This is a genomic window from Ferrimicrobium sp. (assembly GCF_027319265.1).
In the GTDB taxonomy this organism is placed as follows: Bacteria; Actinomycetota; Acidimicrobiia; order Acidimicrobiales; family Acidimicrobiaceae; genus Ferrimicrobium.
This window is the reverse complement of the sequence record NZ_DAHVNP010000004.1, coordinates 23,337-38,563: the sequence shown is the minus strand read 5'-3', so window position 1 is coordinate 38,563 and position 15,227 is coordinate 23,337. Positions and strand designations below refer to the sequence as shown.

Below are 15,227 nucleotides of genomic sequence, written 5' to 3'. Positions count from 1 at the left end.
ACCCCATGGCAGCACCAGCGTCCTCTTCCAACTGAGACCCAACCAGCCGAGACCCGCAAACCTTAATCCACATCCCCAAGGCACACACCAACTCCCCCTCATCTACGAGGGGGAGTTGGTGGCTTTTCTTGCACACTCCCCGACGGCCTAGATGCCAACCCCTACGAAGGAGAGGCCTGCCAGGAGCAGAATGATGAGGCCTGCCAACGTATAGAGCAGACGCTGGGAAAGGTGTTGCGTGAAGCGCGTGAGTGCCACGGCGGCCGTCAGCGAGATGCCCATCCCTAGTGCGGCGGCGAGGCCCACCCAGATTGGTGCACCGGTAGCCAGTGAGAAGCCAGCCGTTGTGGCCTGGGTGACATCGCCGAGTTCGGCAAGGAAGAAGATCACAAAAATCTTTAGCCAGCTGCTTGATCGTTGATCTTCCTCTGATTCTTCCTCCTCGCCGCGAAGAGCCTTCCAAAGAAGCAACAGCCCGATGCCAGTCAGAACGATGCCGGTAACGAGGTGAATGAGGGAGCCCTTGAGGATGAGCCTGATCGAGTTGGCGATGAATGCAACGATGAGGGCCTCTAGGCCGACGGCGCTGACGGCGGCAGAGATGGTTTTTGTTGCTCCATTGCGTCTGCTCAAAAGCACGGCTGCGACCATGGATTTGTCGGTGAGCTCTGCGGCGAGCGTTATTACGAGGATGAGGAGGAACTCAGTGATGCTCATGGTTGCAGCTCCTCCTCTGCGGCCCCATCGCCTTTTGACAGGAGCCATGGTGGCCAAGCGTCGTAGGGGATCGTACGTGAGCATGGGTGCTTGGAATCATCGGTAGCGGGGCCTCTCTCCCTTGGGCGGCGACCCTCGGTTCCCACGGTGGGTGCTTGGTCAGAGCGCTTGTTGGATGCAGTCGTGTTGGTGATCGGCGTGATGACGATAGGAGTGGCGACGGCGGCCCTGGTTGCGACGTTGTAATGCGGGTGGTGCTGGGGTGGGATGCACGCTGGAGAGGATCACACAGACGATAACAGAGTCTGTCGAGGAACCAAGCTGTAGACGTTGTTGCATCGGTGTCATGGCGGGGTGGCGGCATGCGAGCATCGCTGGTGGTCGAATCATCGGGATCCTCCGTTTTGATCCAGCCCCGTAGCTCGTGTCTGATCCCTGCGGTTTCGACCTTGACACGGTCGCAGACCCTCGTCCAACAGCGCAGGGTCAACGCTTCGCGGGCGAGGCACCACGATGGTGGAGACGCACGATTTGTGCTCCCTAGCTCGGCAAGGACAAGGTTGTGTCGAGGTGCCACCGACGTGAGCTGCGAACATAGGAGTGTCATAGAAACCAGTTCGTCATCGGAGCCGCCCTGTCGTGCGTAGGAGTACCGTGGGCGAGGGGGGACTTGAACCCCCACGAGGTTTCCCTCACAGGAACCTGAATCCTGCGCGTCTACCAATTCCGCCACTCGCCCAGCGCACTCATCATAACCCGTGCAATGGCAATCTGCTATACTCCTTGACTTATCAGGGATAAAAGAAGGCGACTTTCATCGATTCCTGGTTATAGTGCTAATGGAGTGGGTCTCGAATCGTTCGAACGTAAGATCGCGGCCGTGGTGGAGTCAATCTTCGCCAAGGGAAGTCCGCGTGGCATTGAACCAGCTGAGCTGGGTCGTAGACTCGTGCGCGAAATCGAACGGTCGAGTCGGGTCGGGGTCCGGTCGAGTATCGCTCCGAATGTGCTTACCGTCGGACTTTCGGCCGAAGATCTGCAGGAGTTGAGGCCACTGCGTAGCCGTGTGGAGAGCGAACTGCGAGTTTTGGCTGAAGAGACGGTGGAGGGTGGAGATTACGAACTTCTGGGACCGATCGACCTTCAGATTGTGGAAGATCCGGAGCTCAAGTCAGGGACGTTCTACATCGATTGTGGCTTCCGCGAGGAGCAGGGTTTTGCCGACCGGTGTCAACTGGTGCTTCAAGATGGTTCACAGATCAAACTCGGTTCGGGAACGCATGTGATTGGAAGACTCGCCGGCTCGGCGGTCTTTGTTGACGATGCGAGGGTATCTAGGCGGCACGCAGAGATTGTCGTCCAGGATGGTCACGTGACGGTCTTCGACACTGGATCGACCAATGGCACCTTTGTAAACGGCACGAAGATTTCGCGACCGACTGAACTCAATTCGGGAGATGTCATAACGGTAGGGACGACGGATCTCACGGTACACAAGGGTTAATCGATGCCGCTTCTTTTGCTCAGTGCGCTGAAATACGCGCTCATCGCGCTCATCTGGCTGTTCTTTCTGTTCGCGATGCGTGCGGTCTGGCGGGAGACGAGACGACAGGCACGAACGACGGTGGCGACCAATCTCGTAACCGTTCCACTGAACGAACCAGCACCAAGAGTCAGTGCCGTTGGTACACATCCAGCCAAGAGTGCAGGGAAGGTCTTGGCGTTGGAGGGTCCATATACGGGGAAGACCTTCACCTTCGAGACGCCAGCGCTCATTGGTCGTGATGCTGGTTGCTCGATTGTGCTGGCCGAGGATACTTTCGTCTCACAGCGACATGCTGAGATCTATCTTGAACGGCGTCACGTGATCGTGATGGACCTTGGATCGAGAAATGGTACCTTTGTCAATGGCGACCCAGTCCAAGCACCGATGCGGGTCACGAAGGGTGATGTGATTCAACTTGGCAAGACGGCGTTGAAGGTAGTGGCCAAGTGAAGGTGATGTACGCTGCGGCGACAGACCCAGGGCGGGTTCGTGCCCAGAACCAGGACCGACTGTACGCAGATGGTTCGGTCTTCATCGTCGCTGATGGCATGGGAGGCCACGCCGGTGGTAACGTTGCCGCCGAAGTCGCCGTTAGTGAGACGGTGGCATCATTGAAGGCTGGGCATGAGCCCGAAGAGGCGATCCAGACCGCGAATCGTTCCATACTGGAGCGGGCAGCGATCGACGTTGCCCTCGAAGGCATGGGTACGACCCTGACGATGGCCCTCATGGATCTCGAAGATGCGCAGGCCGACCTCTTCAATGTGGGCGATTCACGGGCGTACCTTCTGCGGGAAGGACGCCTCACACAGCTGACCAATGACCACACCTACGTGCAGGAGTTGGTCGATGCGGGTTCCATCACGCACGAACAGGCAAGCACGCATCGGGCCAGACACGTCTTGACGAGGGTCGTCGGTGTGGCCTTGGATGTGGAGCCTGATCATTTTCGCGTTCCTTTGCAGCTTGGTGACGTCCTACTCCTGTGTTCGGATGGTCTCATCAATGAGGTGACCAACGCAGAGATCGCTCAAGTTTTAGGGAGCAAACTACCGCAAGAGGCGGTCGATACCTTGGTTCGGATGGCGAACAATCATGGTGGCAGTGACAACATCACGGTCGTGGTCGTGCGCTTGGGAGACCCCGACCGCGAGCCGGTATTGTTGGCCCAGGAGGGTCAACGCTTGGCTGAGGCACCACAGGTGGTTCCCCAAACCGAGCGGTCCCTGAAGACGAATCGGATCCCTTCACCGTTACCTGCGAACATGACCGAACGCTCGGCCATTTCGCGTCCGTTGATCCGTGCGACTCTCTTCGTCTTCCTGCTGGTCCTCTTTGCTGGAGTCGTGGTGCTCGCGATCGATATCTATGCCCAGCACTCCTATTTTGTTGCGGCCTTCGGCGATCGAGTGGCCATCTACCAGGGGAGACCCGGCGGAGTGTTGTGGTTCAATCCCCATGTTGTTGATCTGACAAATATTCGACTCAGTCAACTCGCTGAAGGGGTGCGTTCCCAGATCCAACATAGGATTACTGAGGGTTCGCTGACACAGGCGAAGCAATTCGTCCGCAATGCGACCCAACAGTTCCACTCGACCACAATCGCATTTGGAGGTATCGGGTGAGACGACGCATTACCTTCGTCGGGGCGCTGTTTTTGATGATTTTTGCGCTGCTCTTCCTCCAGTTGAATGACCTTCAGATCGTCAAGGCGAGTAGTCTCGCCGAGGCACCTGGCAACTATTCGGCGATCATCAAGGCCTTCTCAACACCACGAGGTGCAATCCTGACCGCGAACGGACAGGTGATGGCGATGTCGGTACCGTCGAGTTCGCAGTACAAGTATCAACGCGTCTATCCCCATGGCTCGCTCTACTCCGATGTGACAGGTTATTACTCGTTGATCTACGGGACCTCGGGGCTTGAGGATGAGTACAACCAATACCTCCAAGGGAAGGTGGCGGCACCGAGCTCGTTCTCGCAACTGCTGACGAAGAGCTACTCCACAGACTCGTTGGTGACGACCCTGCAGTCGAAGCTCCAGCAAACGGCGTATCAAGCCTTGGGTTCGCTGAAAGGCGCAGTGGTGGCGCTGAACCCTCAGACCGGAGCCGTGCTTGCTATGGCGTCAAACCCAACCTACAACCCAGCTCCCCTTGCGTCACCTAACGGCACGACTGAGGAGGATGCGTGGAAGAGCTATCTCGCGAATCCCGAACAGCCCCTCTTGAATCGGGCGATTTCTCGGGCCTATCCCCCTGGTTCGACCTTCAAGATCGTCACGACATCCGCGATCTTTGATCACGATCCGAAGCTAGCCCGCGTCAACTTCCCCCCGGTGGCGACGATTGCCTTGCCGCAGACCACCCATCGCCTTCACAACTACGCCTACGAGGTCTGTGGTGGGGAACTCCCTGTTCTTCTCGCGGTCTCGTGTGATACAGGCTTTGCGCAGATCGGTCTGCGACTCGGGGCCACGAACCTCCATGCAGAGGCGGAGAACTTTGGTTTCAATCAGGTGCCTCCGATCGATCTTCCCGGCGCCGCTGCCTCAACCTTTCCCCCAGTATCCTTCTTCTCGCAGAACCTTCCCCAGCTCGCCTTCTCCTCGATTGGACAGGGAGATGATCAGGCAACAGCGCTGCAGATGGCTCTTGTTGGCTCAGCTATCGCCAACAATGGTTCCATTATGGTTCCACACCTGCTCTCCCGTATTATCTCAAGCCAAGATGCAACGGTTGAATCTTATCAACCCAAAGTATGGAAGGTAGCGACCTCTCCCTCCACCGCAGCGAAAGTCACCCAGCTCATGGTGGGGGTCGTGAAGAACGGCACGGCCACCGGGATTGCCTTGCCGGGGATCGAGATTGCGGCAAAGACCGGTACGGCTCAGACGACGTTGACGCGACACTCCAATATTTTGGGTCAATCCGACAACTGGATGGTGGCGTTTGCCCCAGCTCAGGATCCAAAGATTGCGGTCGCGGTGGTGGTGCCAAAGCAGGCTGGGCTGTCGGCGAATCCGACGGGGGCACAGTACGCCGGGCCCATTGTAAAGGCGATGATTGCAGCAGCGCTAGGAGTCAAACTGTGAAAGTTGGGCGAGATGACTGAAGACCAGCAAATCCAGACGTTTGGAACGCGCTATCGGCCCGAGCGTCTGATCGCTCGCGGTGGGATGGCCGACGTATACGAGGCACGAGATCTTCTCCTGGATCGTCTTGTTGCCCTGAAGGTCCTGTTTCCCGAACTCTCAACCAACCCCACCTTCGTCGAACGCTTCCGTCGCGAGGCACAGTCGGCGGCGGCGCTTTCTCACCCCAACATCGTCTCGGTCTACGATTGGGGCCCGGCGAACTCGACCTATTTTATCGCCATGGAGTTGGTCACTGGCTCGACACTCGCTGACGTGATTCGCGAGTCGGGCAGGGTGGCACCCGGTCGTGCCGCAGTGATCGGCGCAGACGTCGCACTGGCTCTCGCCTTTGCCCATCGCCATGGTGTCGTTCACCGTGATATCAAACCATCGAACGTCCTTCTCACCGAAGACGGCATGGTGAAGGTCGCTGACTTTGGGATTGCCCGTGCGGTCACCAATGACGAGGATCTCACTCAGACCGGAGCCGTGCTTGGGACCGCCACCTATATCTCCCCCGAGCAGGCACGGGGTGAGGATCTCGACGGGCGCAGCGATCTCTACTCGCTCGGAATCGTCATGTATGAGATGTTGACCGGCTCTGCCCCATTCTTGGCGGAGACTCCCATCGCCGTCGCCTACAAACATGTCACCGAGCGCCCAGCTGCTCCGCGCTCGATCAACCCGGCGATTCCTCCGGCGCTCGAGACCATTGTCCTCAAGTGTCTCCAGAAGGACCGGACGAATCGCTACGCCGATGCGAGCGAGCTGCGTTCTGACTTGCTCCGCTTTCTTGATGACCGACCGATTCGAGCAGGGACGGTCGAGATGGCGGCGGTTGCCGATGCGACGATGTTGTCCAGCGCCGTGACCGAGACGAGCGCGAGGACCCAGTTCCTCACCCCAATCCAGTCCACCTCATCTATCCCGATCGTCGGCAGTGGTGGACCTCCACAGCAGCAAGCCAAACAGCACCGAGTCTGGCCGTGGATCCTCGCCGTTATCGTGATTCTTCTCTTGGCAGGCGTAGGTTTTGTCTTTCGCAAAAAACTGCTAGCGTCTTCGACGAAGCCAAAACCAACTGTAGCGACTGTCCTGGTGCCGAATGTGACCGGTGCTGGTGAACAGGGTGCGACCTCGGCGCTGAGCCGTGCTGGCCTGCAGTCCGATATCCAGTTCAAGAACTCATCACAGTCATCCGGGACGGTGATCGCTGAGCACCCAAACGGCGGAACCCGCGCTAAGAAGGGTTCCACCGTGACCCTGGTCGTCTCAAGCGGTCCAGCCTCGGTAACGGTGCCAAACGTGAAGGGCCAGTCTTCGACGACTGCGGAGGCGACCCTGCTGGCAAAGAGCTTCAATGTCTCGACCAACTACAAACACGCGTCGGCCTCCCAGGGGACGGTGATCGGCGAGTCGCCATCAGCAGGCCAATCGGTGGCGAAGGGTTCCACTATCGTTCTGACGGTCTCGAGCGGACCATCACAGCTGACGGTGCCAAACGTCGATGGCGAGAGTGTTGCGTCTGCCTCGAACAAGTTAGGCGCCGATGGCCTGCAGGTTGGCACGGTCACCTATCAGGCGAGCTCGACGGTAGCGAGCGGCGATGTGATCCAGACAACACCGGCATCGGGTTCTCAGGTAGCACCGAACAGTTCTGTGAACCTTATCGTCTCGTCCGGGAGTACCACCGCGGTGCCAAACGTCGCCGGCGATAGTGTTTCGCAGGCGACGACAGCGCTCCAGAATGCGGGCTTTACCGTCGCTTCGCAGAATCAGTATCAGGCGAGCTCGACGGTAGCGAGCGGTGATGTGATCCAGACAACACCGGCCGCAGGAACTCAGGAACCCCCGAATACCTCGATAACCTTGACGGTCTCAAGCGGTACATCGTCGACGGGCACGGGTCCGGGCGGAGGAGGAACAGGAACAGGGCCGCCTTCGGCGGCTGGTTAGGCAGACTCCGAGGCCAGGATCGTCCAAGGATGGTCTGGTACACGTAGCTTCCCTCATTGGGCTGGAGCAGCCGGTTGTTCCTCTAGGATCGCGACGTTGGCTCCTACGTTCTCGGTCGCTGGTGGACAGCACAGCATGTAGATCGAGGAGATCATCGATCCAGGAAGTTCGCGATCATCTGGAGTCCTTCGTCAGAGAGAATCGATTCCGGATGGAATTGCACGCCCTCGATAGGCCGTTCCCGGTGTCGAAGTCCCATAACGACGCCGTCTGTCGTGGTGCTGGTGACCTCAAGACTGGCCGGAATCGTCGCTGGATCCACCACGAGTGAGTGATAGCGCGTCACCGTCAGCGCGGTTGGGAGCCCAAGAAACACTCCCTGGCCGTCATGCGTGATGACCGAGGTACGTCCGTGCATCACCCTCTGGGCGCGCACCACACTTGCCCCGAAGAACTCTCCAATCAACTGATGGCCGAGGCAAACTCCGAGAACTGGGGTCTTCGTCTGCTGGTTGAGTACCGCGATACCACCCCTCGAAGAGGACGGTCTTCCTGGTCCTGGCGAGATGATGATCGCATCGGGATCTCCAATCAGATGGGGTTCTTCGGCGATGACGTCCTCGCGGACGACAGTGGGGTTCGCACCGAGTGCTCCCACGTACTGGGCGAGATTGTAGACAAAGGAGTCATAGTTGTCGATGATGAGGACGTCGTTGAGCACCTTTATCATCGTAGCTAGACTGGGGGAGTGAGTAATCCGAAAAAGGTGAAGCGCGTCAAGAGTGGCCGCTATACTCCGCCGAAACCTCGCCCAACGCAGTCACGGAAAAACCAGGTATATCTCTATCTGTTCATCGTCTTGGCGCTCGGTGGGGCGTTGATGATCATCCTGAACTTCTTGTTGGTATTGCCCTACTCACAGACCGGCTGGTACACGATCGGTGGGCTCATTCTCTTAGCGGGATCCTTCTATGCCGCAACCAAATATCGGTAACCGATCATCCAGCCAAAAGCCAACCCCAACGGTGCTGACTCTGACCCCGAGCTACGGGTTGTGTGGGCGAACCGGTTGTTATCCCAACCGTTCGATGACATAGGCATTGGCCATGCCGCCACCCTCGCACATGGTCTGCAAACCATAGCGACCGCCACTTCGTTCGAGCTCATTCACCAGCGTTGCCAGCAGCCGAGTTCCTGATGCACCCAACGGATGTCCGAGAGCGATTGCGCCACCGTTGACATTGACTCGATCGAGGTCGGGGTGCAGCTCTGCCGCCCACGCGAGGACGACGGACGCAAAGGCTTCGTTGATCTCGACCAGATCGATCTGGTCGAGGGTGAGGTGAGCCTTCGCCAGTGCGCGTTGTGTCGCCGGGATCGGTGCGGTCAGCATTAGGACTGGGTCGGAGCCGATCACGGCGAAGGAGACAAAACGGGCACGGGGTGTGAGTCCGAGTTGTTCGGCCCGCTCGCTACTCATGATGAGGGCTGCGGAGGCGCCGTCGGTGATCTGCGAGGAGTTGCCGGCGGTTATCTTGCCGTCTTCCTTGAAGGCTGGACGCAGGCCGCCAAGGGCGTCAAGGGAGGTGTTGGGCCGGATCCCCTCATCGACATCGAGTAGGTCGCCGGTTGGACGCCCCTCGCTGTCGCGTACTTCGATGGGCAAAAGCTCATTCTTGAAGCGACCCTCTGTCGTTGCTTTGGAGGCACGTTCCTGGCTCTGCAAGGCGAAGCGATCGAGTTCTTCGCGGCTCAAACTCCACTGATCGGCGATCATCTCGGCGGAGAGGCCCTGATGGACGAGACCACCGCGATCAGCGTACCGAGCTGCGAGCGCTGGGCCAAAAGGAGCACCGGGTCCCTGTCCCATCGAGGAGCCCATGGGCACGCGGCTCATCGACTCGACTCCGCCCGCGATGATGACATCCGCTGCGCCTGCTATGATCGCTTGAGCGGCAAACGCCGCCGCCTGCTGTGAGGAGCCACACTGTCGATCGATGGTCGTTCCCGGCACCGACTCGGGCAGGTGTGCTGCGAGTGCAGCGTTGCGGGCGATATTCGCCGACTGCTCACCCACTTGGCTCACGCAACCAAAGATGACGTCATCAATTGTGGTTGGATCGATGGAGTGTCGGTCCAAGAGACCTTCGATCGCAAAAGCGGCCAGATCGACGGCGTGCCAACCGGCGAGACTCCCATTGCGCTTTCCTCCCGGTGTACGGACGACATCAACGATGACTGCATCACGCATGTGCTACCCCTTTACCTTCTCGTATCCACTGTAGCCCGGGCCGAGGTGTTGTGCACGGCAGTACCTTCATCCGAACGCCAGACGATAGCGCAACGTACGAGGTGTCGACCTATCCAACGATGAGTGGGGTCACCGCGAAGCGTTCGACATCGATCAGGCCGCGATCGGTCAGCTTCAGAGAGGGGATGACCGACAATCCGAGGAAGGAGAGTGTCATGAACGGTGCCTCGAGCGAGGAGCCGAGCGTTTGGCGGACGATGTTCTGGGCGGAGGCAACCTGTTGTCCCAACGCTGCGACGGGGACATCGGCCATGAGTCCGGCGATTGGTAATGGAACCTCAGCAAGGATCTCACCGTTAAGACAGACGGCTTGACCCCCGCCGATTGAGGCGACATGATTCGCCGCGGTTGCCATGTCCTGGCGCCCCTGTTCGGTGTTTGCCCCGACCACCATCAGATTGTGGGCATCATGGGCGACCGTCGAGGCTATCGCCCCACGGGCAAGGCCAAAACCTAGGAGGTAGCCATGACCCCGTCGACCGGTTGCTCGATGTCGCTCGATGACGCTCAACTGGTTGAGGGTTGGGTCGTCGTTCGTAAAGGTGACGAGCTCTGATCCCGTTCCCAAGGAGTGCTCGACGACACGAATCACGCGAATGGTCTGGCCTGGGAGCACTTGCGTTCGAAAGGCATTTGCGTCCAACGGCTCCTTTAGGTGCACAGTGCCGAGCAGCGCCGTTGATGGCTCGACGTGATGCAGCGTTGCGGTTAGCGCACCCCGGCGTGCAACGACCTGTCCGCGTTGGAAGACGATTTCGGGGACGAGCGTCTCCATGGAGGTGTAGACGTTGAGATCTGCCTGATACCCAGGTGCGACGAGACCAAGATGGCGAAAACCATGGTACTCGGCGGCGTTGACCGTGGCCATGGTGAGTGCGTCTTCAAGGGTGATACCAGCCTCGCGGGCGACCTCTATGCAGTGATTGACGTGCCCACGGGAGACGATGAGATCAGGTTCTCTGTCATCGCTGCACAGGGCGACTCGTGAGGTGCCTGATTCGATTACCGTCTTGGCAAGGTGGGCGAGGTTCTGGCTCGCGGAACCGTGTCGCAGGAATACCCACATTCCCTTACGGCGCTTCTCGACCACCTCGTCGTAGGACAGCATCTCGTGATCAGATTCGACTCCTGCACAAAGGTAGGCGTCAAGGGCTCGTCCGGTGATCCCCGGGGCGTGGCCATCGACCCTGCGCGAGCCAGCCGCCGCTATCTTGGCGAGGAGATCGGGATCGCCCGCGATGACACCAGGAAAGTTCATTACTTCAGCCAGCCCAATCCCGTTGGGTTGGGCCAAGATGGTGCGAATATCCTCAAGGTCAAAGAGGGCACCAGGGCTCTCAAACTGGGAGGCAGGCACGCAGGAGGAGGCGGAGAAACCGAAGGTAAAGGGGAGTCCCTGCGCGGCGTCGATCATCGCCAGCACACCTTGCCGTCCGAGTACGTTTGCCATCTCATGTGGATCGTTTGCTACAGCAGTGGTCCCCCAGGGAAGAACGGCCGCCACAAAGTTTGGGATCCAAAGCTTGGTCGACTCGATGTGCATGTGGGCATCGATGAAGCCCGGTATGACCCAAGCACCGTCGAGGTCGAGCGTGTCGATAGCCTCTCGGGTGCCCCACCCAACGACGGTGCCATCCGCAATGGCAATATCGGTGTGGATCCACTCTTTGGTCGTACCCACAAAGAGGCGAGCATTTTGGAGCAATAGATCACATGGAGCATCACCGCGGGCCTTTGCAAGCAGTGCGGATGAATGTCGGCGATAGTCTTCGAACACTATTTTAGTGTAGTTGCCTGCAGATAACCATAGAGAGCACAAGGAGTTCATCAGTTTGTCACAGCGAGCGCCTGACTCTTCCGGTACGCTGGTGTCGGTGTTGTTGCGCTTTGGTGGGAGAGGGTGGTAATGAAGAAGGCGTTAGAGGTTCCGGTAGCGGAGTCCGGGAGTCTGATCGAGACCCGCGGGATCGATTTTGTCCCAGAGTCAGAACGGTGGGCACGTCCTCGCGATCTCTTCTGGATGTGGGCCGGAGCCCTGTTCAATGTCGAGTACGTCGTCTACGGAGCGTTGGCCATGAGCTTTGGGCTCTCCTTCGCTCAAGCGGTGGGTATTATCCTGATCGGCAATCTCTCGTTCTTTCTTCTAGGGCTCACCAGTCTGCAAGGACCTGATGCGGGGACGACGACCTTCACCATCAACCGAGCGGCTTTTGGTCCGAATGGTTCGAAGCTGCTCTCCTTCTTCAACTGGTTGACCCAGGTTGGCTTCGAGACCGAGGGACTCGCTCTGATCGTCCTCGCGGCCATTGCCCTGTTCCATCAAGGCGGTATCGATGCTGGCACCGGACTCAAGATCGTCTTTATTCTGGTCGCGGCCCTGATCCAACTCGTCCTTCCCCTCTTCGGGCACGGGGCGATTCTTCGGACGATGCGGATCCTCTCGGTACCGTTCTTGATCCTCTTCGCCTTGATGGCTGGGCTCTCACTCGGAAAGTTAAATGTGCACTCTGTGGCCCATGGTGCGAGTTGGCAGGTCATGTTTGCCGTCCTCGCGGTCATCATCTCAGCATCTGGGCTGGGTTGGACTGAGAATGGTAACGACTTCTCTCGCTATCTACCGCGCAGCGCCTCCAAGTCCAAGACGGTCATCTGGGTGTTCCTCGGTACCGCTATCCCCTCCATCCTCTTGATGACGCTGGGTGCTGCTATCTTCACCTTTGTCCCGAGTGCGACGAACCCGATTAGCGGGCTTCCTCAAGCCTTCCCAGCCTGGTTTCTCACGCCCTACTTGCTAGTCGCCATTTTGCAACTCTTTGCGATCAACAGCCTTGATCTCTACTCTTCTGGCGTGACACTGCAGGCGTTGGGCCTCAAACTGACTCGCCTCCAGGCTGTGGTCCTCGATACGGCTATCTGTGCAGCGTTGACGGCCTACGCAACCTTCTCGAACAGCTTCAACACCCTCCTCGGTGATTTCATTCTGTTCATCATCGTCTGGGTCGCGCCATGGACGGCGATCTATCTCGTGGATTGGCTGTTGCGACGCCGACGCTATGATGCTGGCGCGTTGCATGAGGACCGAGGTGGCCTGTACTGGTCGAACAACGGTGTTCACTGGCCAGCGATCGTGGCCCAACTACTCGGCATGCTCGCGTCCCTTTCGGCGATCAACACCACCATCTTCGTTGGCCCACTCTCCAAGGTGAGTGGAGGTGCTGATTTCTCAGTGTTCACCGGCATCATCGTTGCAGCGGGGGTCTATTGGCTGTTCGCACATAAATCGGTGCGCCTTCAAGAGGTTGCCGACGCCTAGCCTCCTTCTCTCTCTGCGGCAAAGATGCCAAGATCAGTCGCTCTCTTGCCTCTGGGGTGGGGAGTTGGTAAGCGGTGTCCTCTGGATTACCAACCGCTTCCTGACTTCGAGCTCGTGCTAGAGCCGGTCGAGGTTGTGGAGGCATAGGTTGATCCTCCACCCGACGAGGTGATCGCTTTGCCGGTTGGGCTGATAACGTACCAATGGCCTCCAAAGGCGTTGATGCCCTCTCCATTGATTTGGTGCGGACCAGTGTCGCTGGCGAACGTATAGAGAGGATGGCCATCATAGGTCACCTGCTTTTGACCATTGGCCCGGGTGATCGTTCCGACTAACTTCGATGACGCCCCGCCGGAGACCGCCGGCGAGCCGACCACCGGGGGCCAGGCCTTCGCGCAGGCGCCGGTGCAGTTGGATTTGCCCTTGGTGTCGCCGGTAAAGAGGTAGTAGGTTTGGCCGGCCTTTGAGGTCAGTATCGTGCCATAACCAGAGGAGCTCGAGGTGGCGACGGTGGCGCCACTCGTGATGGTTGAGGCGTTAGAACTCTTTGCTGTTGTGCTCGATGCGGAAGATTTGTTCGAGCTCGATGATGAGCTGGTGGTCGAGCTACTCGACCCGCAGGCGGCAAGGGTCAGACCGGCAAGGCCCAAACCTATGGCTGCTAATCGGATATTCATATTTATTCCTCCCCTTCGGTTCGATCACCGTCGATTGGACGATAATCGTTGGCAACGTCAACAAAGGGAAGGGGGATGTATTCCTGTTGGATGGCGCCAAGGGGACTGGAATCCTCATATCCGCCTTAGGATTTGGGTAGGAGGTAACTATGCAAGCGCCTCGCCCGATGAGGGGAATGAGAGATATTCTGCCAGGTGAAGCCGGAGTCCGACTCCACACTTTGGGGGTTATTCGCGAAGCGTATCGTCAGCACGGATTTTTCGAGATCGAGACGCCTGTCGTTGAAACCCTGGAGACGCTGACCAGCTCGGGTGCCGGTGAGAATGAAAAATTGATGTTCAAGGTGCTCAAACGTGGTGAACGCCTTGACACAGCGATCGCTGGGTCAGGAGAGGACCTCGCTGATGCTGCACTGCGTTTTGATCTCACCGTTCCCCTAGCGCGTTTTTACTCGATCAACCAGTCAAAGCTACCCAAGCCGTTCTATGCGATGCAGCTCGGACCGGTCTTTCGGGCGGAACGACCCCAACGCGGGCGCTTTCGACAGTTTTTGCAGACTGATATCGACGTACTTGGAGATCCGAGTTTCTTAGCCGAGGTTCAGCTACTGATCGCCGCCACCTCTGCGCTACACAAGATCGGTCTTGAAGGGTTTGAGATCCATCTGAACGATCGAAGGATTCTTGAGTTTATTCTTGGCAAGCTGGAGATACCCAAGGATCTCTACTCGACCGCGATGATCGCTCTTGATAAGTTAGACAAGCAGAGCGTCGCCGAGGTCGTGGCTGAACTCGAATCCAAAGGTATCAGCACGGAGCATTCGACTCGCCTGGTGACGGTGCTTGGTCAATTGAGTGACGCTGCAAGCCTGAAGGCTTTGGCAGACCTTGGGGTGCCCAAAGAGTTGATCGCGAACCTCGCTGCCATTCAGCAGCACGTGACTACCTCCGTCCGTGATGTCCCAGTCATTTTTGATCCCTTGATCGTTCGAGGGATCGGGTATTACACCTCAACGGTCTATGAGATTATCCATCCTCAGTGGTCGGGTTCGATCGGAGGAGGTGGGCGCTACGATCTACTCCTCGCTCGTTTTGGTACGGACACGCCCGCATGTGGTGTCTCGTTGGGTTTTGAACGGGTGGTAGGTCTGGTGGAGGAGCTTGGACTCTTGCGAGAGACAGGGTCGCGTCGACTCACCGTCATCTTTGAGCCAGAAAACCAGACCGCGGAGGCACTGAGCAAGGCGCGTCATTTCCGGCGTGAGGGGTTTCTCGTCACGCTCTTGGCCCATCAGAGTGGTGCGCGTTCACCGATGAAGCGACTCGCCTTGGCAGCGGAGGAGCTCAAGGCGGAGGGTTCGGTCGATAGTTTCTACCACTTCACGGTTGGCTCCGATGAGGCGCCACGACTTCTCATGCAGTAGATCTGGCCTGTAAGGGCGTACTAGCAAGAAAAGTTGCGAGTTTTCACCTTTCTGCTCACTTTTCTCTGACTCTTCTGATAGTGTTGCGACAGCGTCGTGTTGTTGGCGCGCTGGTGATCTCGATCTTGTATCGAGTGACATGTATGG

General features: G+C 58.2%; 14 protein-coding genes and 1 tRNA gene. 9 read left to right on the top strand and 6 right to left on the bottom strand.

Going from position 1 to position 15,227, the window contains the following annotated elements; genetic code table 11:
* Positions 1-147: 147 nt before the first annotated feature.
* A complete protein-coding gene (locus tag M7439_RS00425) occupies positions 148-717 on the bottom strand; it encodes a TMEM165/GDT1 family protein (protein WP_308464334.1) in 570 nt (189 codons plus the stop codon).
* A gap of 90 nt (positions 718-807) precedes the next feature.
* On the opposite strand from M7439_RS00425, the gene M7439_RS00420 reads away from it, so the two are divergent.
* The gene (locus M7439_RS00420; protein ID WP_298342063.1) at positions 808-963 is read left to right on the top strand and encodes a hypothetical protein; all 156 of its coding nucleotides are present in this window, start codon (positions 808-810) and stop codon (positions 961-963) included.
* Between the two features lie 409 nt (positions 964-1,372).
* On the opposite strand, the gene M7439_RS00415 is transcribed toward M7439_RS00420, so the two are convergent.
* A tRNA-Leu gene (locus M7439_RS00415) sits at positions 1,373-1,456 on the bottom strand.
* Positions 1,457-1,561: 105 nt separating this feature from the next.
* On the opposite strand from M7439_RS00415, the gene M7439_RS00410 reads away from it, so the two are divergent.
* The 5 genes from M7439_RS00410 to pknB are packed head-to-tail and all read left to right on the top strand — an operon-like array spanning position 1,562 to position 7,355.
* Entirely contained in the window at positions 1,562-2,221 is a 660-nt protein-coding gene (locus tag M7439_RS00410) for a DUF3662 and FHA domain-containing protein (protein ID WP_298342060.1), read from the top strand.
* A 3-nt stretch (positions 2,222-2,224) separates the two neighbouring features.
* On the top strand, positions 2,225-2,713 hold the full coding sequence (locus tag M7439_RS00405) for an FHA domain-containing protein (RefSeq protein ID WP_298342057.1): 489 nt from the start codon (positions 2,225-2,227) through the stop codon (positions 2,711-2,713).
* Between the two features lie 5 nt (positions 2,714-2,718).
* Positions 2,719-3,888: a Stp1/IreP family PP2C-type Ser/Thr phosphatase gene (locus tag M7439_RS00400; RefSeq protein WP_298342068.1), complete on the top strand. Its 1,170-nt coding sequence runs from the start codon at positions 2,719-2,721 to the stop codon at positions 3,886-3,888.
* Positions 3,885-5,357: a penicillin-binding protein 2 gene (locus M7439_RS00395; protein ID WP_298342055.1), complete on the top strand. Its 1,473-nt coding sequence runs from the start codon at positions 3,885-3,887 to the stop codon at positions 5,355-5,357. Before M7439_RS00400 ends, M7439_RS00395 begins: the two co-directional genes overlap by 4 nt.
* 12 nt (positions 5,358-5,369) lie before the next feature.
* Positions 5,370-7,355: a Stk1 family PASTA domain-containing Ser/Thr kinase gene (gene pknB / locus M7439_RS00390; RefSeq protein WP_298342052.1), complete on the top strand. Its 1,986-nt coding sequence runs from the start codon at positions 5,370-5,372 to the stop codon at positions 7,353-7,355.
* A 151-nt stretch (positions 7,356-7,506) separates the two neighbouring features.
* Here pknB and M7439_RS00385 read toward each other — a convergent pair whose 3' ends face one another.
* Positions 7,507-8,076: an aminodeoxychorismate/anthranilate synthase component II gene (locus tag M7439_RS00385; RefSeq protein ID WP_298342050.1), complete on the bottom strand. Its 570-nt coding sequence runs from the start codon at positions 8,074-8,076 to the stop codon at positions 7,507-7,509.
* 27 nt (positions 8,077-8,103) lie between these two features.
* Between M7439_RS00385 and M7439_RS00380 the strand changes: the two genes are divergently transcribed.
* Positions 8,104-8,349, top strand: coding sequence for a hypothetical protein (locus M7439_RS00380; RefSeq protein ID WP_298342047.1), 246 nt, complete (start codon positions 8,104-8,106; stop codon positions 8,347-8,349).
* Between the two features lie 78 nt (positions 8,350-8,427).
* On the opposite strand, the gene M7439_RS00375 is transcribed toward M7439_RS00380, so the two are convergent.
* Both M7439_RS00375 and ade read right to left on the bottom strand, forming a co-directional pair.
* Complete coding sequence (locus M7439_RS00375) at positions 8,428-9,606, bottom strand: thiolase family protein (protein WP_298342044.1); 1,179 nt, start codon at positions 9,604-9,606, stop codon at positions 8,428-8,430.
* A 109-nt stretch (positions 9,607-9,715) separates the two neighbouring features.
* Positions 9,716-11,443: an adenine deaminase gene (ade, locus tag M7439_RS00370; RefSeq protein WP_298342042.1), complete on the bottom strand. Its 1,728-nt coding sequence runs from the start codon at positions 11,441-11,443 to the stop codon at positions 9,716-9,718.
* Positions 11,444-11,572: 129 nt separating this feature from the next.
* Here ade and M7439_RS00365 point away from each other — a divergent pair, with 129 nt between their 5' ends.
* Positions 11,573-12,979 carry a cytosine permease gene (locus tag M7439_RS00365; protein WP_298342039.1) on the top strand — a complete coding sequence of 469 codons (1,407 nt, stop codon included), beginning with the start codon at positions 11,573-11,575 and terminating at the stop codon, positions 12,977-12,979.
* A gap of 86 nt (positions 12,980-13,065) precedes the next feature.
* Here the strand turns inward: M7439_RS00365 and M7439_RS00360 are convergent, their stop codons facing one another.
* Positions 13,066-13,656 (bottom strand): hypothetical protein, encoded by a 591-nt coding sequence (locus M7439_RS00360; RefSeq protein WP_298342036.1) that lies wholly within the window; start codon positions 13,654-13,656, stop codon positions 13,066-13,068.
* Between the two features lie 149 nt (positions 13,657-13,805).
* Here M7439_RS00360 and M7439_RS00355 point away from each other — a divergent pair, with 149 nt between their 5' ends.
* Positions 13,806-15,080, top strand: coding sequence for a HisS family protein (locus M7439_RS00355; RefSeq protein ID WP_298342033.1), 1,275 nt, complete (start codon positions 13,806-13,808; stop codon positions 15,078-15,080).
* The last annotated feature ends 147 nt before the right edge of the window (positions 15,081-15,227 follow it).

Coding starts and splice junctions, on each gene's coding strand:
- M7439_RS00425 (WP_308464334.1), bottom strand. CDS start 717: ATGAGCATCACTGAGTTCCTCCTCATCCTCGTAATAACGCTCGCCGCA.
- M7439_RS00360 (WP_298342036.1), bottom strand. CDS start 13,656: ATGAATATCCGATTAGCAGCCATAGGTTTGGGCCTTGCCGGTCTGACC.
- pknB (WP_298342052.1), top strand. CDS start 5,370: ATGACTGAAGACCAGCAAATCCAGACGTTTGGAACGCGCTATCGGCCC.
- M7439_RS00400 (WP_298342068.1), top strand. CDS start 2,719: ATGTACGCTGCGGCGACAGACCCAGGGCGGGTTCGTGCCCAGAACCAG.
- M7439_RS00365 (WP_298342039.1), top strand. CDS start 11,573: ATGAAGAAGGCGTTAGAGGTTCCGGTAGCGGAGTCCGGGAGTCTGATC.
- M7439_RS00355 (WP_298342033.1), top strand. CDS start 13,806: ATGCAAGCGCCTCGCCCGATGAGGGGAATGAGAGATATTCTGCCAGGT.
- M7439_RS00405 (WP_298342057.1), top strand. CDS start 2,225: ATGCCGCTTCTTTTGCTCAGTGCGCTGAAATACGCGCTCATCGCGCTC.
- M7439_RS00375 (WP_298342044.1), bottom strand. CDS start 9,606: ATGCGTGATGCAGTCATCGTTGATGTCGTCCGTACACCGGGAGGAAAG.